This is a genomic window from Amycolatopsis sp. MJM2582 (assembly GCF_000754115.1).
GTDB lineage: Bacteria > Actinomycetota > Actinomycetes > Mycobacteriales > Pseudonocardiaceae > Amycolatopsis > Amycolatopsis japonica.
Window position 1 is genome coordinate 47,181 of record NZ_JPLW01000005.1, and the last position, 22,188, is coordinate 69,368.

A 22,188-nucleotide genomic window follows, 5' to 3' on the forward strand; every position below is an offset into this window, starting at 1 on the left:
GTAGGGCACTGCGGTTGTAAGATGCAACCATGGTCAAGCGGACGACGTTCGACGAAGCCTCCTGCCCGGTGGCGCGCTCGGTCGACACGATCGGCGACTGGTGGTCGCTCCTGATCGTGCGCGACGCCTTCGACGGTGTGCGCCGCTTCGGGGAGTTCCAGCGCAGCCTGGGCGTCGCGAAGAACATCCTGTCCGCGCGGCTACGGGCGCTCGTCGGGCACGGGGTGCTCGAAGTGGTCCCGGCTTCGGACGGGAGCACGTACGGCGAGTACGTCCTGACGCCGAAGGGACGGGACCTGTTCCCGGTGATCGTCGCGCTGCGGCAATGGGGCGAGGCGCATTTCTTCGCCGACGGGGAGGCGCGGTCGGAACTGGTGGACCGCGAGGGCGGGCTTCCGTTGCGAGGCCTGGAGATCCGGGCCGCGGATGGGCGTGTGGTCGGGCCGGACGACACCGTGGTCCTGAAGCCGTCCTCGTGAGCTGAAGGGGACTTTCCCCGCATGCCATGCGGGGAAAGCGCCGTTCGCCGCGTGTAATGAGGGAAAGTCCCCTTCGGCCGCCGTAGATCGGGGCCCTCCCAGGTGAGTCAAGCCTGGAAGGGCCCCGACCGGATACGGGGAGCCCGGAGGGCGGTACCCGACGGAGCCCGAATCACCGTCGGTCCGGTACCTCCCGGCGTCCCCAGGGGGTGGCGGTGGGTGCGGAGGCCCAGCTGCCCACCGCCACCTGAGGGGACCGCGGCCGCCGCGCGCGGCCCCGGTCCGTTCGCGCTCCCGGGTCACCCGGCGGGAACGCGAGCCCAGGGCATCCTTTCCGGCGCCGGAACGGCCTCGGTCGGGGTCTCGGACAGGAAGTCCCGCTCGAACGGGGCGAGGATGTCCTCCCCGATCGGCGTGTCCGCCGTCGAAGGAGCGGGCGCGGGGAACACCGGCTCGGGCACCGGCAGCCGCCGGTCGAGTTCGGCGGTCCAGTGGATCATCGCCTTCGGCCGGTCCCAGCCCGCCGCGCCGATCAACCTGCCGTCGCGGACGAAACCGGTGACCCCGTCGGAAAGTTCGATCGTGTCCTTGCCCAGCGACGGCATCCCGACGGTCTGCAGCCGCGCGTCGTAGAGGGACGACCAGGCACGGGGGAGCGGCGTGTACGGCCGCGCGTTGCCGCGGCCCAGCATCAGGCTTTCCGCCGCCGCGCGCCCGGATTCGACACCGTTCATCCAATGCTCCACCCGCCGCGGGGTCTCGTCGATCCGCAGGTTCGGCCATTTCGCGACGTCACCGGCGACCACGACGTCCTCCGCCCCGGTGGCGAACAGGGTCGCTTCGCACAGCACGCCGTCGTCGATGGTCAGCTCCGAGCCGCGCAACCAGTCCACGGCCGGCACGCTGCCGATCGAAAGCACCACGCAGCTGGCCACCAGGAACTGGTTGTTGGTCAGGTGCAGGCCCACCGTCTCCTTGGTGCTGATCCAGTTCCGCACCTCGGTGTTCATCGCCAGCTTCGCGCGATGGTGCTGATGCTCCTTGGTGAGCGCCGACGCGATCCGCTCCCCGAAGCGGTGCAAGGGCGCCTTCGCGTGGCCGATGAGCGTGACGTCCCGGCCCATGTACCGCATCGACGCGGCGAACTCGTTCCCGATCAGGCCGCTGCCGATCACCACGACGGATTTGTTGCTGTTGCCCAAAGCCCGCCGGACGGCCAGTGAATCCTCCACGGTGCGCAGCACCCGGACCCGGGGGTCGTGACGCGGCGAGCCGGGGAGATGGCGGGGATACACGCCGGTCGCGATGATCAACCCGTCGTACCACAGGGATTCCCCGCCCGGCAGGTGCACCGTGCGCTCCTTGCTGTCCAGCCAGGTCGCGCGGGTGCCGAGCCGCCAGTGGACGTCCAGGTCGACATAGGGCTCCAGGCTCGCGGCCACCGGTTTCACCCCGCCGGTGATGAGCTCCTTCGACACCATCGGCCGGTGGTACGGCTTGCGCGGCTCGTCGCCGACCAGCACGATCTCGCCGTCGAAACCGAGCTCCCGCAACCGTTCCGCGGAGCGGAGCCCGGCGACGCCCGCGCCGACGATGACGATCCGATCTCCGTCACTCATCGTCGTACGCTCCTTCTCCCTTGACTCTGATGGCTTGTTTCGGGCAGAGCCGCGCGGCGGAGATGGCCTGGTCCAGCCCGTCCCGGTCGACCATCCGGCGGATGCGGAGCTTGCCGTCCGGCCCGATCTTGAACGTCGACGGCGCCTCCATCTCGCAGAAGCCGAAGATCTCGCACCGCTCGTTGTCGACGCTGACGCGGGTGCCACGCCGTATGCTTCCGAAGATCATCTTTCGTCTCTCCAAGTCTTCAGACCAGCTCTTCGACCAGGCCCAGGCGTTCCAGGTACCGGGTCGGCGTGAACCGCAGCGCGGTCAGCAGCACCACGGGGACCAGCAGGGTGATCCCGCCGAACCACAGCAGGCCGAGATGTCCGTTGGCCATGGCGCCGAAGAACGAATGCAGCGCGGTGATCCCGACCGCCGGATAGGCGAGGCGGTGGATCCACAGGAAGCGCCGATAGGAACTGAACCGGCTGATCCCGCCGGTCAGCGCGACGGCGATCATGACCTCGAGCCCGACGACGCCGAGTTCGTGCCGCGCCAAGGTGCCGGGCAGGAGCGGGATCGAGATCTGCGCCAGGGTGAAACCGTCGGGCAGGAACAGGAACGACATCGCGTGCACGACACCGAACGACAGCGTCAGGATGCCGAGCACCATATGCGAGTTGCGCAGTGCCTTCCGCCCGGTCAGCGACTTGATCCAGCCGGTCGCGGTGAACACGCCCCAGCACAGGGTGAGGCACATGAAGCCGTACGAGATCCGGGCGGAGGTCTGCGCCATGCCCTTGATGCCGGGGTCGGTGTCCGATTTCTGGGTCAGCACGATCACCACCTCGGACCACTGGTCATACATTGATCTCTCCTGGGGCGCTGGGAACCGGATCCGGTTCGGGGACGGCCGCGCGGTTGCGGGTCCGGGTGTTCTTGGCGCGCAGGGCCCGCAAGGCGAGGAACAGCCCGCCGCCGAGCGCCACCGCGAGCAGGAGGCCGAGCGCGAAGTCGCCGAAACCGACGTCCATCGCGGCGTTGGCCGAATTCGACTGCGGCACCGGCGCTTCCGGCATCAGCGACTGGTCGACGACACCGGTGCTCTCCAGCAGCGTCATATGCCGCAGCACCGCCTGGTTGGCCGTGGTGGCGTAATCGCGGACGACGTCGTTGCGGGTACCGGCCCTGACCTGCGCGATGATGGGGAACAGCACGCCGTGCGCGTACCGGAGCCGGTTGGCGAAGATCCGGTCGAACTCGGTGTCGTCGCGGGCGGCCTTCATCTCGCCGAGCCAGGCGGACTGCTGATCCGACGGCTCGGCAGGCAGCGCGATGCCGAACCGGTCGGCGATGGCGTGCGTCGCGGTGTCGAGCCTGCCGTGGTCGATCATCAACGTCCGGCCGACTTCGCGGGTGCGCTTGCTCTTCCCGCGTTCCTGCGCCCACATCCCGGCGGGCATTTCCCACAGCCCGGCCAGTTTGACGTTGACGATCAGGTTCTTGTCCGCCGCGGAGAGTTCTTGGGCGTGCGCGTCGCCGACTGGGCCGAAAAGGCTCACCGCGGCCGCGATCAGCAGGACGAGCAGCGGGCGGACGGGTCTGGGGAGATCAGATGCCGAGGTCATCGGCCTGCCAGGTCTCGGCGGTGAGCAGCACCTTCGTCCCGTCCGGCTTGGCGGGGAACCACGCGTCGTCGACGCCCTGCCCGCCGGTGTTGCCGGGCATCGCGTCCTTGGCGTTGCGGTAGAGCGGCCAGCCCGCGAGCGTGACCTGCTCGGTGCCGTCGTCCCTGGTCACGGTGCCGACCAGGGCGCGATCGATCCCGGTCACCACGAGGTCGGGGCCTGCCTTGGCGGGAATCCAGGTCCGCGCGCAGGTTTCGGCGCAATTCGATTTGGGCGGATTCACCGTGTCCTTGTCGTAGCGGTAGAGCGTGTAGCCGTTGGTGTCGGTGACGATCGGCCCGAGGTCGAACAGGATCGCCGCCGTGACACCGGGGGCGGGTTCGGCCGCGGGGTCGGGCATTCCCGGGATCTGTGCTGTTCCCGCGGTCGAGGCCGCGCCGGGAGAGCCGTTCGGTCCCGCGGTCCCGGTGGTGCAGGCGGCGGTCAGCGCGACCGCGGCCAGGACGAGGGGCAGAGGTATGACCGAGCGTGACACGGGGTTCACGGAAATCCTCCTGTCGGGGCAGAGGAGAACGCCATCACCGCGGGGAGATGGTGTGCAGGCAGGTTCAATTCCACTGTGGACATTCAAGAGGGACAGTCATGATCCACAGTGGATTCGGCGATGCGGGGGACAGCGCCGGGTCGGGGGTCTTCGGTAGGGGATACGGTCACGGGGAGGGAACGGTTCAAAAAACTTTCCCCCGTGCGATGAACCGGCCGGAACGGTTTTGGTACTGGACTTATCGCCCCTGATCCCACAAAGATGTGCCGCGTGGGACGCCACTCTCGGATACTGCAGCCAATTGTCGATCATGAACCCGCGTCGAACGGGCATGACGACCTCATCAGGGCGTTGTACCAGGAGTTCGGCTCGAGCCTGATGGCGTTCGTGCTGAAGCTGACCGGCCACGATCGCCAGTGGGCCGAGGACGTGGTCCAGGAGACGCTCATCAAGGCGTGGCGCAACGCCGGCAAACTCGACCGGCAGCCGGAAATGCTGCGCGCGTGGCTGTTCACCGTGGCCAGGCGCATCGTCATCGACGGCTGGCGGAGCCGGAGCGCCCGCCCTCAAGAGGTGGAGGAACTGGAGTCGGATTCGATCGGAGTGCCGGACGAATCGGAGAAGACGCTCGCGGCCATGATCGTTTACGAGGCCCTGCGCAATCTTTCCCCGGAACAACGTGAAGCCGTCCAGCAGACCTACCTGCGTGACCGCACCGTGAACGAGGTCGCGGCGACGCTCGGGGTCCCGCCGGGTACGGTGAAATCGCGGATCCACCACGCTGTGCGCGCGCTGCGCAGGGCGCTGCAGGAGCGGGGGTGAGCGAGGTGTCCGGAACCGTCCACACGGATATCGCCGCCTACGTGCTGGGCGTCCTCGGCGAGGAGGATCACGCCAGGTTCGAGGCGCATCTGCTGGAGTGCCCCGAATGCCAGGTCGAGCTGGTGGAGATGTACCACCTGCCCGACATTTTGGACATGGTCAAGAAGAGCTGGCCGGATCCGCCCGTGAAGGGCCCGGGCCCCCGGGTGCTGCGGATGCTGCTCGCGGACGCCGCCAAGGCGGGCCGACGGCGCAAGGTCATCCGGCTGGCGACGGCGGCCGCCGTGCTCGTACTCGTCGTCGGCGGACCGCTCACGGTTCTTTCGCTCACCGATCGTGAGCCGGTCGTCACGCAGGCCGCGCCTTCCGTCGTGACGTCGGTGGTGCCGTCCCCGTTGTCGTCACGGGAACGCGAGACGGGCCCGGACGGCGGCGCCGCCCCGTTCGGCTGGTCCGAGGCGGGCAACGCCGTCGCGGCCGAGGTCACGGTGCAGGAGAAGGAGTGGGGCAGCGCGGTCGAGCTCGAACTGCGCGGCCTCATCGGGCCGATGACGTGCCAGCTTTTCGCCTACTCCCACGGCGGAGAGGCGTACGTCGTCAACAACTGGAGCGTGCCGTCCAAGGGGTACGGCGTGCCGGGTTCCCCGGATCCCCTCGTCATCACCGGTGCGACGGCGTTGCAGAAGGCCGACATCGAACGGTTCGAGGTGCACAAGCGGGACGGCACCGTGCTGGCCGTCGTGCGCCGGTAAGTCATATAACGGAAAGATAACGGCCGGATCGCGTTTTGAACCGGATCCACACGGGAGCCGTATCTCCAGATAGCCGGATCTGAATCGGCGGGCGAACAGAAGGGTTCGCCGCGAATGCGGCTATTTCCCGTGTTCGACGAATGCGTGGCTCATGACCGGGCGCGAGTGATCGGCGTGCCCGGAAACGAATGAGGTGAGCAGCCAATGGCACGAAATCAAGGGCGCCATCGTATCGCCCGCAGGACCAAGATCGCGACCGCGTTGCTGGGCCTGTCGATCGCGGTCGGCGGGCTGGTGGTGTCCACCACGGCCGGTGACCCCGAGCGCGCCTCCGCGGACGAGGTGGACAAGTCGCAGTTCGTGGACATCACGAAGGTGCGGCCGAACGTCGACGAGCCGCGGCCGGGCCGGAACGCGTCCACGGGTTCGTTCACCGTCGACTGCGGCAGGAACGAGAACGGGCATTTCAATCCCGACAACTTCATCGCGCAGCCGGGTATCCGCAACGGCGCCCAGCATCTGCACGATTACGTCGGAAACCTGTCCACGAACGCGGATTCGGACAACTACAGTCTGCTGGGCGCCGGTACCACCTGCGCGAACGGCGACGAATCGGCGTATTTCTGGCCGGTGGTGCGGATCGACACCGGGGAGGAAGCCGGGAAGCAGCGGAACCGGAACGACGAGCAGGAGCAAGCTCGGCTCGAAGAACCGAACGCGGACAACGAACTCGCCGGCAACGACGGTGAGATCCAGCGTCCCGTGGTCGTCGACATCACCTTCAAGGGCAACGCCCGCGAGAAGGTGAAGGAGATGCCGAAGTTCCTCCGGATCCTTTACGGTGACGCGAAAGTCACCACGAACGGCCCCGCCAACGCGCGGGAGAGCTGGACGTGCACCGGCTTCGAGAACAGGCTCGTCAAGCAGTACCCGATCTGTCCCGAGGGCAGCGACGTCAAACGGGTGCACACCTTCCCGAGCTGTCTGGACGGGAACAACATCGACAGCGAAAACCATCGGGACCACATCAAGTACCCGGACGAGAACGGCGAATGTGCCGACGGCCTGACCGCCGTCCCGGAACTCACCATCTCGCTGACCTACGAGATCCCGCGGCAGATCCAGGTCGACGGACAGTACAAAGTGGACTCGTTCCCCGAGGAGGATCACAACCCGTTCTCCGACCACGACGATTTCGCGAACGTGATGCCGGGCCGGGTCATGGACCGCCTCGTCGACTGCGTCAACGAAGGCCGCAAGTGCCGCGAATGACGCCCTGAAGCGGAAGCAGGAACCTGCGAAGAGAAAGGAAGAAACTCCGGCCCGGCGGGTCCCCCCTACACCTCACCCACCCGCCGGGCCGGCCCTACCCGGAAACCGATCGACACAACTGAAGAACGCTCCGCAAGCATGCACCCCGCTCTGCCGGCGGCTTCCCGAGGGAAGCTCGCCGGCAGGGCTTTTTCGGTAGGTTGGCCGCATGGGTGAACAGAAGGACCGCATGCTGCGCGGCGAGCTGTACCGGGACAACGACCCCGAACTGGTCGCGGATCGCAGGCGCGCGCAGGCACTCGTCGACCGGTTCAACGGCACCGGCGCCGAGGAGACCGGTGAGCGGGACACGATTCTGCGTGAGCTGCTGGGAAAGCTCGGCGAGGGTTCCTGGATCATGCCGCGGTTCCAGTGCGACTACGGCTACCTGATCGAGATCGGCGCCAACAGTTTCCTCAACTACGACGCCATCCTGCTCGACTGCGCGCCGATCAAGATCGGCTCGGACTGCTCGATCGGGCCGCGCTGCCAGCTGCTGACCGCGCTGCACCCCATCGAAGACCACGAACTGCGGCGGCAGCGCTGGGAATCGGCCGCACCGATCACCATCGGGAACAACGTCTGGTTCGGCGGCGGGGTCATCGTCTGCGCCGGGGTCACCATCGGGGACGACGTGGTGGTGGGCGCGGGCAGTGTCGTCACGCGTGACCTGCCGTCGAAGGTGTTCGCCGCGGGCAACCCGGCCCGCGTCATCCGGGAGCTCTAACGGTCGACCGGCGTGATCTTGGTGCGCCGGCTGTGCTCGAACACCATCGAGGTGCGCACGTCGGCCACCTCGGGACGTTCGGTCAGCTTGTCGATCACGAAGGCGTAGAGGGCGTCGTTGTCGGGCACCGCGACATGCAGGATGAAGTCCTCGGTCCCGGTGGTCACGTAGAGCCCGACGAGGTCGGGCAGCGCGTTGACCCAGTTCCGGAAGCCCTCGATGTTCCGCCGCGAGGGCGGGCGCACCCGCACCGCGATGAGCGCCTGCACCCCGCGGCCGATCGAGGGCAGGTCCACGTCCAGCAGCGCGCCGCGGATCACGCCGCGTTCCCGCAGCCCGCGCGTGCGGTCCAGCGCCGTCGTCGGCGAAACGCCCACCGCGGCGGCGACCTCACGGTTGGTCTTCCGTGCGTCCGACTGCAGTTGCGCCAGGATCGCCTTATCAAGTTCGTCCAACTGCGCCATCGCGGCCCTCTCGCCGTATTAAGTACGAACACGGTGGACTGTACTCGTACGTCCTCCTAGCTTGGCCTTGTTCATCCGTCGAAGTGAGCAGGAGACCAGCTGAATGTCCGAGTACGGTACGGCCATCGGATTCGCCCCCGAGGAGATCGACTTCACCGCGTCCACCCGGTCGGCCCGGCTGAAGTGGGTGATCGTGGTCAACAGCGAGCTGCCGCCGGGCCGCGCGGTCAACGCGGCGGTCTGCACCGCCGCTGCGACCGCGCGGGGCGTCACCGGACTCCTCGGCGACGAAGCGGTCGACGCCGGCGGCGAGCACTACACGGGGTTGCCCTGGATCGGCTGCTCGATCCTGTCGGCCGACGCCGGGAAGCTGCGGGCCATCCGCGCCAAGGCCGCGGCCTCGCCGGGCTGCCACGTCGCCGACATGCCCGCCGTCGCCCAGCAAATCCGGGTCTACACCGACTTCCTCGCGACGATGAAGGAGATCCCGACCGAGGAGATGGACTACTGCGCGATCGGTATCGTCGGCCCGCGCAACCGGGTCGACAAACTGGTCGGGAAGCTGCCGCTGATGCCGTGACTCAGCCTTCGAGCAAACCCCGCAGCGCTTCGGTGAATTGGGCGGGGTTCCGCTGCGGCGCGAGATGCGCGCCGGGTACCTCCGTGAACGGCAACCCCAGCTCCAGCGCGAGAACCTTCGCGGGCTGGTAGTGGTAATGCCCGCGGCTGCCGACGCCCGCGACGGGGACGATCTCGGTCCTGCTCCGGCGCAGGGCCCGCAGATCGGGAAGGTAGTCGAGGATCTCGGCCAGTTCGCGGCCGAACAGCCGCTTCCAATCCTCCTCGTTCGGCAGCCGGATCGCGCGCAGTTCGGGCAGTGCGGCACCGGCGATCCCGTCGGTGAACCGCTTGAACGCCCCCATCAGGTCGCCCGCCTGGGCGAGCCGGACCTGCGCGTTGGCCTCGTCGAGCCAGCCGAGCGCGTCGGGCAGCAGCTGGATGGCGGGCGGTTCGTGCGCGATCAGCATCGTCGCCGCATCCGGGTAGCGGGCGACGAGGTCGAGGCCGATCATGGCGCCCGCGCTGGTCCCGAACACGCTCGCGGGGCCGCCGCCGACGTGCTGGAGCACCGCGTGGGCGTCGTCGGCCTGCTTCGGCACGCTGACCGGGCCGGTGCTGGTGTCCGTGCTGCGGAAATGGCCGCGCCGGTCGTAGGTGACGACGGTGTAGTCGTCCGCGAGCAGTTTCGTCATCGCCCGGAAGGTGTCCGCCGAGCCCAGACCGCCCGCGATCAGGAGCAGAAGCGGCCCTTCGCCGGTGCTGCGGACGTACAGCTCACCGTCCTCGACCGGACAACGACTCTCCGAGATCATGGCCGAAGTCAAGCACAGCGCGTCTGGCCGCTCACTCCGAGGCCAGCCGCCGCAGGATGCCGGTCGCGTCGGCGACGATCGTCTCGATGAGGTCGCCGACCGCGGGCAGGTCGTCGAGCAGGCCGACGACCTGCCCGGACGCCAGCACCCCGGCGCTCCGGTCGCCCTCGACCAGGCCGGCGCGCAGCAACATCGGCGTGTTGGCGGCCATCAGGATCTGCGACCACGTCCGGTCGCCGCCGCGTTTCATCCGCAGCCCTTCGGTGGCCAGCGAACGCCACGACAGCCCGGTCAGTTTCCGGAACTTCGCGGCGTTGCGGGCGGAACGGGCGAGCCCGCGCACCGGACCGGCGGATTCGAGCGCGTCGACCAGTTCCGTCCGGAGCACGCGATGCGGCATACCGTCCACCTTGCGGGTGACGACGGTGCCGTTGAGGTCACGGGCGAGGTACGCCTGCTTGATCTCGTCGGGGACGGTGCTTTCCCTCGTCAGGAGGAACCGGGTGCCCATGGCGACCCCGGCCGCCCCGTAGGCGAGCGCGGCGGCCAGCCCCCGCCCGTCGAAGAAACCGCCCGCCGCGACCACCGGGATGTCGACCGCGTCCAGCACCGAGGGCAGCAGGAGGGTCGTCGCGACCCCGCCGGTGTGCCCGCCGCCCTCGCCGCCCTGCACGATGACGGCGTCGGCACCCCAGCCCGCGACCTTCTCCGCGTGCCTGGCCGCGCCGACCGAGGGGACGACGAGGACGCCGTTGTCCTTGAGCCGCGCGATCATGTCCTTCTTCGGCGCGAGCGCGAAGGACGCGACGCGGACTTCCTCGGTGATGAGCAGCTCGACCCGGCGCGCGGCGTCTTCGGCGTCCGCGCGGAGGTTGACCCCGAACGGCTTCGACGTGCGGCTCTTGACCTCCTTGATCGCCGCCGCCAGCTCGTCGTAGGTCATCGTCGCGGACGCGAGGATGCCGAGGCCGCCCGCTTCCGCCGTCGCGGACACCAGCCGCGGCCCGGCGACCCAGCCCATCCCGGTCTGCACGATCGGGTGCCGGATGCCCGCCAGCTCGGTCAGCGCCGTTTTCATGACGGAACTTCCTTGTCCCGCAAGGACTTCGGATCCAGACTGGTGCGGATCAGGAGCAGCTCGGTCTCGGTCGGCAGCCGGGTCTCGGTGACACCGTCGGTGCTCAGCGGGAACGACGTCGCCTCGATGACCTCGTCCACGGAAACCCCTGGGTGTACGGAAAGCAGCCGCGGCGCGTGGTCTTCGCCGCCGAAGTCCAGGACTCCGAGGTTGGTGACGATCCGATGGACGTCGTGGTGCCGCAAGCCGGCTTCGCGCGCCCTGGCGTAGCCGACACCGGACACGACGTCGACCTGATCGACGAAAACCCGCTTGCCGTGCCTGGGAACCCAGTAGCTCGTGCGGTGGTTGGCCGTGTTGCCCGGACCGCCGCGTACACCGAGAAGTTGTTTCTTGGGCTGGGAATGCGCGCCGATCGCCGAGATGTTCTGGTTGCCCTCGCCGTCGATCTGGTTGGCGCCCATCACCACGTGCCGCTTTCCGCGTGGCACCACGGTGTCGAGGACCTTGCGGAACGGCTGCCAGCCTTCGACGACGGCGTCCGGCGTCATCAGGTACGCCTCGCCGTCGGACAGCAGGATGTCCGGCTCGAACGTCAGCCTGGCCAGCCGCGCGCCCAGCGACGGGATGAACCCCATGGGGCTCACCACGATTTCGCCGTCACCGCGGAACAATTCGGCACAGGCCACGACGGCCACTTCGGCACGGCTGATGTCACTCACGCGGACTCCCCGAACTCGGCGACGGCCTTCTGATAGTGCGCTTCGTCCCCGGACAGGAACCTGTCGACGAATTCCGGCCACGCGTCGAGGTCCTTGGCCGATGCGGCGTAGTGGCGCTGGAAACGTTCGTCGCGGCCGTAGTCCGGGACGGCGGTGGTGAAATGCGCGCCGTTCGGCGTTTCGGCCACCCCGGTGACGAGCATCCGGCTCAGCAGCAGGCTCTGCACCGGGCCCGCTTCGGTGAGTTCGGCCGTCTCGACGATCTTTTCCGTGGACACGTAACACTTGTCGGCGGCGAGGGCGAACAGTTCGTCGAAGTACGGATCCGGTCCGAGGTACTGCGCGTTGCCCCTGGCGTCGGCGCGGTTGAGGTGGACGAACGCCGCGTCGAGTTTGAGCGCGGGCACGGCCAGCAACTCCTCGGCGTCGTCGTACGGCGAGCGGACGGTGCGCAGCGACGGGTTCAGGTCCATGACGCCGGAGCCGAGGCCCGCGCGCGTCGGCAGGAACGGAAGTCGTTGCGCGGCAGCGGAAAGACCGGTGCCGAACACGCCTTCGTCGTATTCGGTGACGGTGATCGACCCGGATTCCCGCGCCCGCGAGAACCACGGGTCGTAGGGGATCGTGTCGAGGGTGACGAAGCCGAAGACGAGATGCTTGAGCTTGCCCGCCGACGCCAGCAGTCCGACGTCGGGGCCGCCGTAGGAGACCACGGTGAGATCCTTGACCGGCGAGCGCAGGATCGCGCGCACCAGCGCCATCGGCTTGCGCCGCGAGCCCCAGCCGCCGATCCCGATCGTCATGCCGTCCTCGAGTTCGGCGACGATCTCGTCCGGCGTCATCCGCTTGTCGGCCATCACTTCCCCTTACCGTCCAAGAATTCCTGGCGCGCGCCGTCCGAAACGCCCGCCAGGTTGAGTTCGAAGGTGAATCCCTGCTCGAAGCGGTAGCTGCGGTGCACGGGCTGGACGTCGATGCCGTTGATGGCCTGTTTCGCGGCACGGATCACGCGGGTGTCCTTCGCCGCGATCTGCCGGGCGACGCCGAGCGCGGTTTCGTCGAGTTCCCCCCGCGGGACGACGGCGTACACCGAACCGTGGTGGTGCAACTGGGCCGCGGTGATCGTGGAAGCCGTGTAGTACAAGGCCCGCATCAGATGCTGGGGGACCAGGCGCGCGAGATGGGTCGCCGCGCCCAGCGCGCCGCGATCGACCTCGGGCAACCCGAAAGTGGCGTCCTCGCTCGCGACCACCACGTCCGCGTTGCCGACCAGGCCGACCCCGCCGCCGAGGCAGAAACCCTGTACCGCGGCGATCACCGGGACCGCGCAGTCGTACACCGCGGAGAACGCCGCCGCGCAGCCCTCGTTGGCGCCGATCAGCGCGCCGTAGCCCGGATCGCGCTGGATCTCCTTGATGTCGACCCCGGCGTTGAACCCGCGGCCCTCCGCGCGCAGCACCACCACGTGGGTCGCGGGGTCGCGCCCGGCGTCGGTGACGGCGGACGCGAGGGCGAACCATCCCTTCACGCTCAGCGCGTTCACCGGGGGCGCGTCGACCGTGACCACGGCGATGCCGGGCTCCGGTGAGTGGGTGGAAACGGTCATCGGGCACCCTTCTCCGCTACCAAACCTAGCACTTGCTTGGTACGTTAGCAGGACGTCCGGCCCGGGTACAGCGACGTGAAGGAGGCCCGGCATGGCACTCGAACTCCGGCTCGACGGCGCCGTGGTGCTGGTGACCGGCGGGGTCCGCGGCGTCGGCGCCGGTGTCACCAGGACTTTCCTGCGTGCCGGCGCCGAAGTCGTCACCTGCGCCCGCACCGAACCCGAGCGACCGGTCTGCGCCGGGGAGAAGGCGTCGACCTTCATCTCCTGCGACGTACGGGACGCGGGCGAGGTCGACGCGCTCGTCGAGGAGATCGTCCGGCGCCACGGCAGGATCGACGTGGTGGTCAACAACGCGGGCGGCGCGCCGTACGCCGAGGCGGCGCACGCCTCGCCGCGGTTCCACGAGAAGATCGTCGCGCTGAACCTCCTGGCGCCGCTGGCCGTCGCGCGTGCGGCGAACGCCGTCATGCAGGAACAGGAAAGCGGCGGTGTCATCGTGAACATCAGCAGCGTCAGCGCGACGAGACCGTCGCCGGGGACGGCGTCCTACGGCGCGGCGAAAGCGGGCCTGGACAACCTGACCGCGTCGCTCGCCGTCGAGTGGGCGCCGAAGGTGAGGGTCAACGGGCTCGACGTCGGCATGGTGCGGACGGAGCACTCGCATCTGCACTACGGCGACGAGGCGGGAATCGAGGCCGTGGGCGCGACCGTCCCGTTAGGACGGTTGGCGGATCCGGACGAGATCGGTTCCTGCGCGGTGTTCCTGGCGTCCCCGCTGGCCTCCTATGTCAGCGGAGCCTGCCTGACCGTCCACGGCGGGGGAGAGGTGCCTGCCTTCCTCGCCGCGTCCAATTCCCTGGTGAAAGAACGAAAGGAGCCGGTGTGAGCGGGATCGCCGACGGCCGGATCGTGGTGGTGACCGGAGCCGGTCGCGGTATCGGACGGGCGCACGCGCTCGCGTTCGCCGCCGAGGGCGCGCGGGTGGTGGTGAACGATCTCGGCGCCGGGATCGACGGCAGCGGCGGATCGGCCGGGCCCGCGCAGGACGTCGTCGACGAGATCGAGGCGCTCGGCGGCAAAGCGGTGGCGAACACCGACGACATCGCCTCCTGGGACGGCGCCGCGGCACTGGTGCGGACGGCCGTCGAAACCTTCGGCGGGCTGGACGTCCTGGTCAACAACGCGGGTTTCCTGCGCGACCGGATGCTGGTCAACCTCGGCGAGGACGAATGGGACGCCGTCATCCGCGTCCACCTGAAGGGGCATTTCGCGCCGACGCGGCACGCCGCCGAATATTGGCGGGCCGAGGCGAAAGCGGGCCGGACGCGGGCGGCGCGGGTGATCAACACCAGCTCCGGGGCCGGCCTGCTCGGCAGCGTCGGACAGGGGAACTACGCGGCCGCGAAGTCCGGCATCCTGGGTCTCACACTGGTCGCGGCGACCGAATTCGCGCGCTACGGCGTCACCGTGAACGCGATCGCCCCGGCCGCCCGCACCCGGATGACCGAAGTCGCCTTCGCCGACGACATGGCCGCGCCGGACGACGGTTTCGACGCCATGGCACCGGAAAACGTGTCGCCGCTGGTGGTGTGGCTCGGCAGCGAGGAATCGTCCGGGGTGACCGGCCGGGTGTTCGAGGTCGACGGCGGACGCGTCTCGATCGCGCAGGGCTGGCGGCACGGCGCGGTGCGGGACAAGGGTTCCCGGTGGTCGCCGGGTGAGCTTGGTCCCGTCGTGGCGGAACTGCTGGCGGAGGCGCCGGTCCCTGAACCCGTTTACGGCGCTTAGGTCTTCGGTGCCGTTGGTCGTGAGTGGCGTTTCGGGTTCTAATGAGGGGTAAGTCAAAGGTAGCGTGATGGAGTCGGCGGTGCGAGCGGGCTCGCCACCGAGGCCTGGCATGCTTGTCAGACTGTCTAAAAAGGACACTCTCCGAGAGCAAAGCGTCTGATTTGGGCACTTTGCGCAGTATCGCCCGGGGGGGTCGTGAGTGGCGAGGGTCGTTCTAACCCTCTTTACCACTCACGACCCACGCGGGAAACGGACATAATGACATCAATCGGGCGCACAGTTCGCGCAAGGTGTCCGTTGTGGACACATCGCGCCGGGGTCATCCCACGAGTCATTCCGGAATCCCGCGTGGCAGGGGTTCGATCACGCCATGTTCGGCTTGCCTCTCAATAGAACCCGAAACGCCACTCACGACGCGTCCCGCGTCAGGTCCCGCGTCTCGGGCCACGGCCGGAACCCGCCCGACTTGTAGGTCGTCACGGCGCCGACGTTGGAACTGGGCGTGTTCACGGCCGCGCTCGACGAGCCGAGCTCCTGGAGCGCGGCAGCCGCGGCGACGGTGATCGCCCGGCCGTATCCGTGACCGCGCTGGTCCCGGTGCACGCCCATCGGTTCGAGCAAGCCTGGCTTGCCGGGACCGGCCGACCACACGGCCACCGCCGCGACGGCGTCACCTCGGTCGTCGAAGCCGAGCAGACACCGGGCATCGGCGTACGGCGCCGCGGCCGCCATCGTCCGCCACGTTTCGGCGGTGAACGTCGATCCGCCGAACGCCGCCCCGATCACGTCGGCCCACGCGGCCGCCAGGTCGGGTCCGACCGTCTCGATCCGCAGGTCCGGGGCCTTCACCGGCTCGGTGAGGTCGAGGCTCAACGGCGTCCATGGCTCTTCCTCGTCGGCGTGCCAGCCGTGTCCGGGCAGCACGTCCTGGAGCAGGGCGTCCATCGGCGCCTCGACGGAAACCTGTCCGGCGGGCAGGACACCACGCTCGGGCGCGGCCACGTCCTCGGCCACCCGCCGTGCCAGTTCCTCGTCCCGGCGGACGTCCGGCGCGGTCGTGAGCCGCAGGAGGTCGGCCCCGTCCAGGAATCCGACGGCGAGGATCCGGCCGTCCCGGCGCCAGATCCGGACCGCCTCGGCCGTCGCGGCCGCGCCTTTACGCCAGTACCAGCCGAGGTCACCGGGATGCAATTGCCAAGCCACGCCTTCGGATTGCCACTCCCGCAGCGCTTCGACGGCCTCGGTCAGTCCGTCGGGTCCCGGCTTCTCCAAGCTGATCACCATCTCGTGATCACACACCATGCCGAGAGCGGCCGCATCCGGTTTTCGGCCAGGCAAGATGGGGGAGTGAAGTCACTTCAGCGCCGTCTCTGGGAAGCGGTCGAGCCGCTGCACGCCGTCGTCTACTTCGCCCCGGAGACCGCGGCCGCGGCGAAGGCGGCAGGACTACCGGGCTGGTGGATGGGCTACTTCGCCGGCCGGGTCGCGCCGCTCGGGCCGCTGCCGGAACCACCCGCGACCGCGATGCTCTTCGGGTTCGCGCCGAGGATGGTCGCGCGATCCCTGCCCGACGCGTGGAAATACGCCGAACCGGCGGTCGTCCTCCAGAGCCGGATGGAGGCCGTCGAGGAAGCCTTGAACCGGATCCTTCCCGCCGACGCGCCTCTCGGGGAACTCGCCGATCTGCTCGAACAGGCCGTCACCGGCTGCGATTACGCGGCCAGGCCGCTCGCCGCCGCCTGGTCCTCGGTCGCCAGGCCCGCGACGACGGCGGGCCGGGTCTGGCTCGCGGCGACGGTGCTGCGCGAGCATCGCGGGGACGGCCACGTGCTTTCCGCCGTCACCGCCGGGCTGCGCGGGCTCGACACGACACTGACCCACATCGGCAGCGGGGCGGTGACCCGCGAGGTCATCCAGATCAACCGCGGCTGGTCCGACGACGAGTGGGACGCGAGTGTCGCGCGGCTGTCCGAGCGGGGAATCCTCGACGGCGATCTCAGGCTCACCGGCGCGGGAATCGAGCTGCGCCAACGGATCGAGGACGAGACCGATCGCCTCGCCGCCGGCCCGCTCGACGCCTTGGGGGAGGACGGGGCAGCCGAGGTCGTGCGGATCGCCGTCCCGCTGGGCCGCCGGATCTTCGACACCGGCGCGATCCCCCTGCCGAACCCGATGGGGGCGCCGCGGCCCTGACCGCTCGAAAACTGTCGGACCCCGGTGGGACGCTGGTGCGCATGGCGACGTGGCAGCAGTTCAGTGAAGAGGCACCCGCGCTGGCGGAGAAGATCAAGGAACGGTTCACCGCGGCGAAGTCGCATGTGCTGGCGACGGTCCGGCGGGACGGTTCGCCCCGGGTCAGTGGCAGTGAGGTCGATTTCCGTGAGCAGGATCTGCTGATCGGTTCGATGATCGGCGCGATGAAGGCGAAGGATCTCCAGCACGACGGCAGGTTCGCGATCCACGCCGCCTCGGCGATCGACGAGGGCGGCGCGGACGCGAAGGTGTCGGGAAAGGCCGTCGAGATCACCGATCCGGCCGAGGTCGCCCGCCTGCAGGGCGACGACGGGGAGGCGCACGTCTTCCGGCTCGACCTCACCGAGGCGGTGCTGACCTGGGTCGAGGGCAACACCATCTATTTCGACTTCTGGAAGGAGGGTCAGGGGCTCAAAAGGCTCGCGAGGCCGGACAACGGTCCGGTGGTCGAGGTCGCCCGGGACCAGGGCTAGATCCGTTCGATGATCGTGCCGGTGGAAAGCGCGCCGCCGGCGCACATCGTCACCAGCGCGGTGCTCGCGTCGCGGCGTTCCAGTTCGTGCAACGCCGTGGTCAGCAGGCGGGCGCCGGTGCTGCCGACGGGATGCCCGAGCGCGATCGCGCCACCGTTCACGTTGACCTTGGCCTCGTCGGGCCGGTGCACCCGTTGCCACGACAACACGACCGAAGCGAACGCCTCGTTGACTTCGAAGAGGTCGAGGTCGCCGATCGTCATCCCCGCCTTGGCGAGGACGCGTTCGGTCGCCTGCACGGGGCCGTCGAGGTGGTAGTACGGCTCCGCGCCGACCAACGCCTGCGAGACGATCCGCGCTCGCGGCTTGAGGCCCAGTGCCTTGGCCCGGTCCGAGTCCATCAGGAGGAGCGCGGCCGCGCCGTCGGAGATCTGCGACGACGTCCCGGCCGTGTGCACGCCGCCTTCGAGGACGGGCTTGAGCTTGGAGAGGCCTTCGACGGTCGTGTCGCGAAGTCCTTGGTCGCGCGCCACTAGCCGGGTCTCGCCGGTCGGCGTGCCGTCCTCGCCGAGCACGGGTGCCTTCACGGCGACGACCTCGCGGTCGAAGTGGCCCGCAGCCCACGCGGCGGCGGCCTTGGCCTGCGACTCGGTCCCGAACCGGTCGACGTCGAGGCGGGTGATCCCGCGGCGTTCCGCGATCCGCTCGGCCGCGCCGTACTGGTTCGGCATGTCGATCGACCACGACTGGGGCCTCGGCGTGCCGATGCCCTCGCCGCGGTTCGCGCCCAGCGGGACCCGGCTCATCGCCTCGACGCCGCACGAGACGCCGGCGTCGATCGCGCCCACCGCGATGAGCCCGGCGATCAGATGCGTCGCCTGCTGCGCCGAGCCGCACTGGGCGTCGATGGTGGTCGCACCCGTGGTCTCCGGGAGCCCGGCGTGCAGCCACGCGGTGCGCGTGACGTTGCCCGCCTGCTCGCCCGCCTGGGTCACGGCCCCGCCGATCGCCTGCTCGACCAGCGCGGGATCCAGTCCCGCGCGTTCGAGCAGGGCGCGCTGCGCCGCGCCGAGGATCTCGGCGGCGTGCAGCCCCGCCAGGTGTCCCCTGCGCTTGCCGATAGGGGTGCGGACCGCCTCGACGATCACCGGACTACCCACGTTCGCCTCCTGGGAAACACTGTTCACTACCGAGAAAAGTAGAACACGTTCTTGATTTGGGCAAGTCGCCCCAGAGTCGGCCGGATTTTGATCACTGGTCGCCGTTCCCGCTTTTTGCAGGGAACGCAAGATCCGCGCGAGCCGAGTAAACGGGTTTCACTGAAACTCTTCACTTGGTAAACGCCGTATGCTTCAATCGGGTCTAGAACGTGTTTCATTGGCGAACCGCGTAGGAGGTAGCCCGTGGCCGCTCCCCTGATCCCCGCCGGTTTCGATTTCACCGATCCGGATCTGTACGCCACCAGACTGCCTCTGGAGGAGTTCGCCGAACTCCGCCGCACGGCACCGGTCTGGTGGAACCCTCAGCCGCACAACACCGCGGGCTTCCGCGATGACGGCTACTGGGTGGTCAGCCGGCTCGATGACGTCAAGGCGGTGTCGAGGGACAGCGAGCTGTTCTCCTCGCGGGAGAAGACCGCGATCATCCGGTTCGACGAGAACATGACCGACGACAGCCTCGAAGCCAACCGTCTGGTCCTGCTCAACATGGACGCCCCGCAGCACACGAAGCTGCGCCGGATCGTGTCGAAGGGCTTCACACCGAGGTCGATCGCGAAGCTCGAGGACACCCTGCGCGATCGCGCGGAGCGGATCGTCAGCGAGGCCAAGAAGAAGGGCTCCGGCGATTTCGTCGTCGACGTCGCGTGCGAACTTCCCTTGCAGGCCATCGCCGAACTGATCGGCATCCCGCAGGAAGACCGCCTGAAGATCTTCGACTGGTCGAACCAGATGGTCTCCTACGACGACCCCGAGTACGAGGTCGAACCGCTCGCCGCGTCGGCGGAGATCGTCGGCTACGCCTGGAACATGGCCGAAGAACGCCGTAAATGCCCGATGGACGACATCGTCACGAAGCTGGTGCAGGCCGACGTCGACGGCGAATCGCTGGCGTCGGACGAGTTCGGCTTCTTCGTCATCCTCCTCGCCGTCGCCGGCAACGAGACCACGCGCAACGCGATCACCCACGGGATGAAGGCGTTCCTCGATCACCCCGATCAGTGGGAGCTGTACAAGAAGGAGCGCCCGAAGACCGCGCCGGACGAAATCGTCCGCTGGGCCACCCCGGTGGTCGCCTTCCAGCGCACCGCGACCCGGGACACCGAACTCGGCGGGCAGCACATCCGCAAGGGCGACCGGGTCGGGATGTTCTACAGCTCCGCGAACTTCGACCCGGACCACTTCGACCAGCCCGAGAAATTCGACATCCTCCGCGAGGACAACCCGCACGTCGGTTTCGGCGGCACGGGTTCGCACTACTGCATCGGCGCCAACCTCGCACGGCTGGAGATCGACCTGATCTTCAACGCCATCGCCGACGTCATGCCGGACATCGCCGAGCTCGCCCCGCCCGACCGCCTCCGGTCGAGCTGGCTCAACGGGATCAAGCACTACCAGGTCCGCTACGCCTGACCGGCCGCGACCGCGCTCGTGGGGCACCATGGGGACATGGGTCCCCACGTACAGGTCGACGTCGAAATGTCCTTCCGGGTCACGAAACCCGGCCCCGCCGCGTTCGTGATCGCGCTCGCCGGTGGGGCCGGGCAAGAGGAGTTCGGCTATCCCGCGCCGCCGCGCCAGGTGGCGTTCGAACACGGGACCCGGGCCCAGGTCGTCGATCTGCCGCCCGGTGACCACGTCGTGCGGTACCGGGCCGAACGCACGCTCGACCCGGCCGACGCCGAGCCCGTCGGCCTGGACGACGTCATCCGCTACACCAGGCCCAGCCGGTACTGCCCGTCGGACCGGATGGGCGGGCTCGCGCTGTCCCGCTTCGGCGGCCTGCCCGACGCGCGCGCCCAGGTGGAGGCGATCGTCCGGCACGTGGGCGAACACCTGTCCTATGTGGTCGGTTCTGGTTCCCCGACTGATGACGCCGTCGACACCTACCTCGCCGGGGAAGGGGTCTGCCGCGATTACGCGCACGTCTGCATCTCGCTGTGCCGCGTGCTCGACATCCCCGCCCGGTTCGCCGCCGTCTACGCGCCCGGACTGTCCCCAATGGACTTCCACGCCGTGTTCGAAGCCGCGATCGACGGCCGCTGGTACGTGTTCGACGCCACCGGCCTCGCGCCGAGGCAGAGCCTCTGCCGGATCGCCACCGGACGCGACGCCGCCGATACCGCGTTCCTCTCCACCCTCGGCTGTGAGCTGGACTTTCTCGGTAACACCGTGCTGGCGACCGCGGGCCCGTCGCTGCCGGAAGACGACGGCTCGGGGCTGATCGCGCTCGCTTGATCGCGTGTTGCGCACGAGCCGTGACCTCGCTGAGGTAGACATTGCCGTGTGAGGGAGAAGCAAGCACCGACGAAATGGAAGCGGCTGCTCGCCCGCTACCGCTGGCTGGACCACGTGGCGCGGGCGGTGAACCGCTACATCGAGTACGGCGGTTACCACTACGTCGCGTCGATCACCTATTTCAGCCTGTTCTCGCTGGTGCCCATCCTCATGGTCGCGGTTTCGGTGGCGGGTTTCGTGCTGGCGAGCCAGCCGCAGCTGATCGAGTCGATGCTGAACGCGATCACCGGCACCCTGCCCGGCGGCCTCGGCGACAAGGCGGGGGAGCTGCTCACCGGATTCGTCGAGCAGCGCACCAGCGTCGGGATCATCGGTCTGATCATCGGCTTGTACTCCGGCTGGAACTGGATGAACTCGCTGCGGGACGCGCTCACCGCGCTGTGGGGCCAGAACCGGTCGGATCTCCCGCTGCTGCGCACGATCGCCGCGGACCTGCTCGCGCTGCTCGGCCTCGCGAGCGCGCTGCTGCTCTCGTTCGCCATCACCATCTCCGGCTCCGCACTCGGCCGGTACCTGCTGGGGCTGGCCGGGGTCGACGACACCGCCTGGGGCCACAACGTGCTGTCGGCGATCTCGATCCCGTTGGCGCTGCTGGCGAACTGGCTCGTGTTCCTTTGGGTGCTCACCCGGCTGCCGCGGAAACCGGTCGGGGTCCGCAGCGCGATGCGCGGCGCTGTCGCGCTGGCGCTGGGCTTCGAACTGCTGAAGCAGGCCGGTGGGATCTACCTGCGCCTGATCGGGAACTCGCCGACCGGGGTCGCGTTCGGTTCCATCATCGGTCTCATTTTCTTCATCTCGCTGGTGGCGCGGATGCTGGTGTTCGTGACGGCTTGGACGGCGACCGCGCGCGACGCCCCGCCGGACCCGGTCAAGCCGCCGCCTCCCGTGGTGGTCCGGCCGGTGGTCGCGGCCCCCGACCGGCATGGGCTCAAGCCGGCGCTGGTCGGCGCGGTGACCGGGGTGGTCGCGACCCTGGCCGCGCAACGCCTGCGCCCGCGCCGCCGCCCCTGAGCGCCGGGTTCGAAGAAGCCAAACGCGGCTGAGG

Annotated in this window: 26 protein-coding genes; 13 read left to right on the forward strand and 13 right to left on the reverse strand. The window is 68.8% G+C overall.

The window, feature by feature from the left end; all coding sequences use genetic code 11:
* Nucleotides 1–29: 29 nt before the first annotated feature.
* Nucleotides 30–479 (forward strand): helix-turn-helix domain-containing protein, encoded by a 450-nt coding sequence (locus ED92_RS28030; protein ID WP_037343605.1) that lies wholly within the window; start codon nt 30–32, stop codon nt 477–479.
* A gap of 299 nt (nt 480–778) precedes the next feature.
* On the opposite strand, the gene ED92_RS28035 is transcribed toward ED92_RS28030, so the two are convergent.
* The 5 genes from ED92_RS28035 to ED92_RS28055 are packed head-to-tail and all read right to left on the reverse strand — an operon-like array spanning nt 779 to nt 4,256.
* On the reverse strand, nt 779–2,098 hold the full coding sequence (locus ED92_RS28035; protein ID WP_037343606.1) for an NAD(P)/FAD-dependent oxidoreductase: 1,320 nt from the start codon (nt 2,096–2,098) through the stop codon (nt 779–781).
* Nucleotides 2,091–2,327: a ferredoxin gene (locus ED92_RS28040; protein ID WP_007033644.1), complete on the reverse strand. Its 237-nt coding sequence runs from the start codon at nt 2,325–2,327 to the stop codon at nt 2,091–2,093. The genes ED92_RS28035 and ED92_RS28040 overlap by 8 nt, the downstream gene beginning before the upstream one ends.
* Nucleotides 2,328–2,346: 19 nt before the next feature.
* Nucleotides 2,347–2,952, reverse strand: a complete 606-nt coding sequence (locus tag ED92_RS28045) for a ferric reductase-like transmembrane domain-containing protein (RefSeq protein WP_037343607.1) — start codon at nt 2,950–2,952, stop codon at nt 2,347–2,349.
* On the reverse strand, nt 2,945–3,712 hold the full coding sequence (locus ED92_RS28050) for a DUF4142 domain-containing protein (RefSeq protein WP_037343608.1): 768 nt from the start codon (nt 3,710–3,712) through the stop codon (nt 2,945–2,947). The genes ED92_RS28045 and ED92_RS28050 overlap by 8 nt, the downstream gene beginning before the upstream one ends.
* Nucleotides 3,696–4,256, reverse strand: coding sequence for a hypothetical protein (locus tag ED92_RS28055; protein ID WP_037343610.1), 561 nt, complete (start codon nt 4,254–4,256; stop codon nt 3,696–3,698). The genes ED92_RS28050 and ED92_RS28055 overlap by 17 nt, the downstream gene beginning before the upstream one ends.
* Before the next feature lie 270 nt (nt 4,257–4,526).
* Between ED92_RS28055 and ED92_RS28060 the strand changes: the two genes are divergently transcribed.
* The 4 genes from ED92_RS28060 to ED92_RS28075 all read left to right on the forward strand — a co-directional run bounded on the left by ED92_RS28060 (nt 4,527) and on the right by ED92_RS28075 (nt 7,868).
* The gene (locus ED92_RS28060) at nt 4,527–5,078 is read left to right on the forward strand and encodes a sigma-70 family RNA polymerase sigma factor (protein ID WP_034317190.1); all 552 of its coding nucleotides are present in this window, start codon (nt 4,527–4,529) and stop codon (nt 5,076–5,078) included.
* Complete coding sequence (locus ED92_RS28065; RefSeq protein WP_037343611.1) at nt 5,075–5,830, forward strand: anti-sigma factor; 756 nt, start codon at nt 5,075–5,077, stop codon at nt 5,828–5,830. Before ED92_RS28060 ends, ED92_RS28065 begins: the two co-directional genes overlap by 4 nt.
* A 204-nt stretch (nt 5,831–6,034) precedes the next feature.
* Nucleotides 6,035–7,102: a DUF1996 domain-containing protein gene (locus tag ED92_RS28070; RefSeq protein ID WP_037343612.1), complete on the forward strand. Its 1,068-nt coding sequence runs from the start codon at nt 6,035–6,037 to the stop codon at nt 7,100–7,102.
* Nucleotides 7,103–7,310: 208 nt separating this feature from the next.
* The gene (locus ED92_RS28075; protein WP_037343613.1) at nt 7,311–7,868 is read left to right on the forward strand and encodes a sugar O-acetyltransferase; all 558 of its coding nucleotides are present in this window, start codon (nt 7,311–7,313) and stop codon (nt 7,866–7,868) included.
* Here the strand turns inward: ED92_RS28075 and ED92_RS28080 are convergent.
* Entirely contained in the window at nt 7,865–8,332 is a 468-nt protein-coding gene (locus ED92_RS28080; RefSeq protein ID WP_037343615.1) for an Lrp/AsnC family transcriptional regulator, read from the reverse strand. The two genes, ED92_RS28075 and ED92_RS28080, sit on opposite strands and share 4 nt — an antisense overlap.
* Nucleotides 8,333–8,435: 103 nt before the next feature.
* On the opposite strand from ED92_RS28080, the gene ED92_RS28085 reads away from it, so the two are divergent.
* The gene (locus ED92_RS28085; protein WP_037343617.1) at nt 8,436–8,912 is read left to right on the forward strand and encodes a DUF2000 domain-containing protein; all 477 of its coding nucleotides are present in this window, start codon (nt 8,436–8,438) and stop codon (nt 8,910–8,912) included.
* A 1-nt stretch (nt 8,913) separates the two neighbouring features.
* On the opposite strand, the gene ED92_RS28090 is transcribed toward ED92_RS28085, so the two are convergent.
* The 5 genes from ED92_RS28090 to ED92_RS28110 are packed head-to-tail and all read right to left on the reverse strand — an operon-like array spanning nt 8,914 to nt 13,111.
* Nucleotides 8,914–9,705, reverse strand: coding sequence for an alpha/beta fold hydrolase (locus tag ED92_RS28090; RefSeq protein ID WP_037343618.1), 792 nt, complete (start codon nt 9,703–9,705; stop codon nt 8,914–8,916).
* Between the two features lie 31 nt (nt 9,706–9,736).
* Nucleotides 9,737–10,783, reverse strand: coding sequence for a nitronate monooxygenase family protein (locus ED92_RS28095; protein WP_037343619.1), 1,047 nt, complete (start codon nt 10,781–10,783; stop codon nt 9,737–9,739).
* A complete protein-coding gene (locus ED92_RS28100) occupies nt 10,780–11,505 on the reverse strand; it encodes a CoA-transferase subunit beta (protein WP_037343621.1) in 726 nt (241 codons plus the stop codon). The genes ED92_RS28095 and ED92_RS28100 overlap by 4 nt, the downstream gene beginning before the upstream one ends.
* Complete coding sequence (locus ED92_RS28105) at nt 11,502–12,362, reverse strand: CoA transferase subunit A (RefSeq protein WP_037343623.1); 861 nt, start codon at nt 12,360–12,362, stop codon at nt 11,502–11,504. The genes ED92_RS28100 and ED92_RS28105 overlap by 4 nt, the downstream gene beginning before the upstream one ends.
* On the reverse strand, nt 12,362–13,111 hold the full coding sequence (locus tag ED92_RS28110) for an enoyl-CoA hydratase family protein (RefSeq protein ID WP_037343624.1): 750 nt from the start codon (nt 13,109–13,111) through the stop codon (nt 12,362–12,364). Before ED92_RS28110 ends, ED92_RS28105 begins: the two co-directional genes overlap by 1 nt.
* Before the next feature lie 91 nt (nt 13,112–13,202).
* Between ED92_RS28110 and ED92_RS28115 the strand changes: the two genes are divergently transcribed.
* Both ED92_RS28115 and ED92_RS28120 read left to right on the forward strand, forming a co-directional pair.
* Nucleotides 13,203–14,000, forward strand: a complete 798-nt coding sequence (locus tag ED92_RS28115) for an SDR family oxidoreductase (RefSeq protein WP_037343626.1) — start codon at nt 13,203–13,205, stop codon at nt 13,998–14,000.
* On the forward strand, nt 13,997–14,902 hold the full coding sequence (locus tag ED92_RS28120; RefSeq protein ID WP_037343627.1) for an SDR family oxidoreductase: 906 nt from the start codon (nt 13,997–13,999) through the stop codon (nt 14,900–14,902). Before ED92_RS28115 ends, ED92_RS28120 begins: the two co-directional genes overlap by 4 nt.
* 408 nt (nt 14,903–15,310) lie before the next feature.
* Here ED92_RS28120 and ED92_RS28125 read toward each other — a convergent pair whose 3' ends face one another.
* Nucleotides 15,311–16,186 carry an N-acetyltransferase gene (locus ED92_RS28125; RefSeq protein ID WP_152611036.1) on the reverse strand — a complete coding sequence of 292 codons (876 nt, stop codon included), beginning with the start codon at nt 16,184–16,186 and terminating at the stop codon, nt 15,311–15,313.
* Nucleotides 16,187–16,249: 63 nt separating this feature from the next.
* Between ED92_RS28125 and ED92_RS28130 the strand changes: the two genes are divergently transcribed.
* Both ED92_RS28130 and ED92_RS28135 read left to right on the forward strand, forming a co-directional pair.
* On the forward strand, nt 16,250–17,095 hold the full coding sequence (locus ED92_RS28130) for a hypothetical protein (RefSeq protein ID WP_037343630.1): 846 nt from the start codon (nt 16,250–16,252) through the stop codon (nt 17,093–17,095).
* Between the two features lie 41 nt (nt 17,096–17,136).
* The gene (locus ED92_RS28135) at nt 17,137–17,628 is read left to right on the forward strand and encodes a pyridoxamine 5'-phosphate oxidase family protein (protein WP_037343631.1); all 492 of its coding nucleotides are present in this window, start codon (nt 17,137–17,139) and stop codon (nt 17,626–17,628) included.
* Here ED92_RS28135 and ED92_RS28140 read toward each other — a convergent pair.
* Complete coding sequence (locus ED92_RS28140; RefSeq protein ID WP_037343633.1) at nt 17,625–18,788, reverse strand: steroid 3-ketoacyl-CoA thiolase; 1,164 nt, start codon at nt 18,786–18,788, stop codon at nt 17,625–17,627. The two genes, ED92_RS28135 and ED92_RS28140, sit on opposite strands and share 4 nt — an antisense overlap.
* A 243-nt stretch (nt 18,789–19,031) precedes the next feature.
* Between ED92_RS28140 and ED92_RS28145 the strand changes: the two genes are divergently transcribed.
* The 3 genes from ED92_RS28145 to ED92_RS28155 are packed head-to-tail and all read left to right on the forward strand — an operon-like array spanning nt 19,032 to nt 22,154.
* The gene (locus ED92_RS28145; protein WP_037343634.1) at nt 19,032–20,258 is read left to right on the forward strand and encodes a cytochrome P450; all 1,227 of its coding nucleotides are present in this window, start codon (nt 19,032–19,034) and stop codon (nt 20,256–20,258) included.
* 36 nt (nt 20,259–20,294) lie between these two features.
* Nucleotides 20,295–21,083 (forward strand): transglutaminase family protein, encoded by a 789-nt coding sequence (locus tag ED92_RS28150; protein WP_037343635.1) that lies wholly within the window; start codon nt 20,295–20,297, stop codon nt 21,081–21,083.
* A 48-nt stretch (nt 21,084–21,131) separates the two neighbouring features.
* Nucleotides 21,132–22,154 carry a YhjD/YihY/BrkB family envelope integrity protein gene (locus tag ED92_RS28155; RefSeq protein WP_037343636.1) on the forward strand — a complete coding sequence of 341 codons (1,023 nt, stop codon included), beginning with the start codon at nt 21,132–21,134 and terminating at the stop codon, nt 22,152–22,154.
* Nucleotides 22,155–22,188: the final 34 nt, after the last annotated feature.

What these genes read in the sequence shown, in the direction of transcription:
- ED92_RS28030 (WP_037343605.1), top strand. Translation starts at nt 30, where the DNA reads ATGGTCAAGCGGACGACGTTCGACGAAGCCTCCTGCCCGGTGGCGCGC.
- ED92_RS28035 (WP_037343606.1), bottom strand. Translation starts at nt 2,098, where the DNA reads ATGAGTGACGGAGATCGGATCGTCATCGTCGGCGCGGGCGTCGCCGGG.
- ED92_RS28040 (WP_007033644.1), bottom strand. Translation starts at nt 2,327, where the DNA reads ATGATCTTCGGAAGCATACGGCGTGGCACCCGCGTCAGCGTCGACAAC.
- ED92_RS28045 (WP_037343607.1), bottom strand. Translation starts at nt 2,952, where the DNA reads ATGTATGACCAGTGGTCCGAGGTGGTGATCGTGCTGACCCAGAAATCG.
- ED92_RS28050 (WP_037343608.1), bottom strand. Translation starts at nt 3,712, where the DNA reads ATGACCTCGGCATCTGATCTCCCCAGACCCGTCCGCCCGCTGCTCGTC.
- ED92_RS28070 (WP_037343612.1), top strand. Translation starts at nt 6,035, where the DNA reads ATGGCACGAAATCAAGGGCGCCATCGTATCGCCCGCAGGACCAAGATC.
- ED92_RS28075 (WP_037343613.1), top strand. Translation starts at nt 7,311, where the DNA reads ATGGGTGAACAGAAGGACCGCATGCTGCGCGGCGAGCTGTACCGGGAC.
- ED92_RS28080 (WP_037343615.1), bottom strand. Translation starts at nt 8,332, where the DNA reads ATGGCGCAGTTGGACGAACTTGATAAGGCGATCCTGGCGCAACTGCAG.
- ED92_RS28085 (WP_037343617.1), top strand. Translation starts at nt 8,436, where the DNA reads ATGTCCGAGTACGGTACGGCCATCGGATTCGCCCCCGAGGAGATCGAC.
- ED92_RS28090 (WP_037343618.1), bottom strand. Translation starts at nt 9,705, where the DNA reads ATGATCTCGGAGAGTCGTTGTCCGGTCGAGGACGGTGAGCTGTACGTC.
- ED92_RS28095 (WP_037343619.1), bottom strand. Translation starts at nt 10,783, where the DNA reads ATGAAAACGGCGCTGACCGAGCTGGCGGGCATCCGGCACCCGATCGTG.
- ED92_RS28105 (WP_037343623.1), bottom strand. Translation starts at nt 12,362, where the DNA reads ATGGCCGACAAGCGGATGACGCCGGACGAGATCGTCGCCGAACTCGAG.
- ED92_RS28110 (WP_037343624.1), bottom strand. Translation starts at nt 13,111, where the DNA reads ATGACCGTTTCCACCCACTCACCGGAGCCCGGCATCGCCGTGGTCACG.
- ED92_RS28115 (WP_037343626.1), top strand. Translation starts at nt 13,203, where the DNA reads ATGGCACTCGAACTCCGGCTCGACGGCGCCGTGGTGCTGGTGACCGGC.
- ED92_RS28125 (WP_152611036.1), bottom strand. Translation starts at nt 16,186, where the DNA reads ATGGTGATCAGCTTGGAGAAGCCGGGACCCGACGGACTGACCGAGGCC.
- ED92_RS28135 (WP_037343631.1), top strand. Translation starts at nt 17,137, where the DNA reads ATGGCGACGTGGCAGCAGTTCAGTGAAGAGGCACCCGCGCTGGCGGAG.
- ED92_RS28150 (WP_037343635.1), top strand. Translation starts at nt 20,295, where the DNA reads ATGGGTCCCCACGTACAGGTCGACGTCGAAATGTCCTTCCGGGTCACG.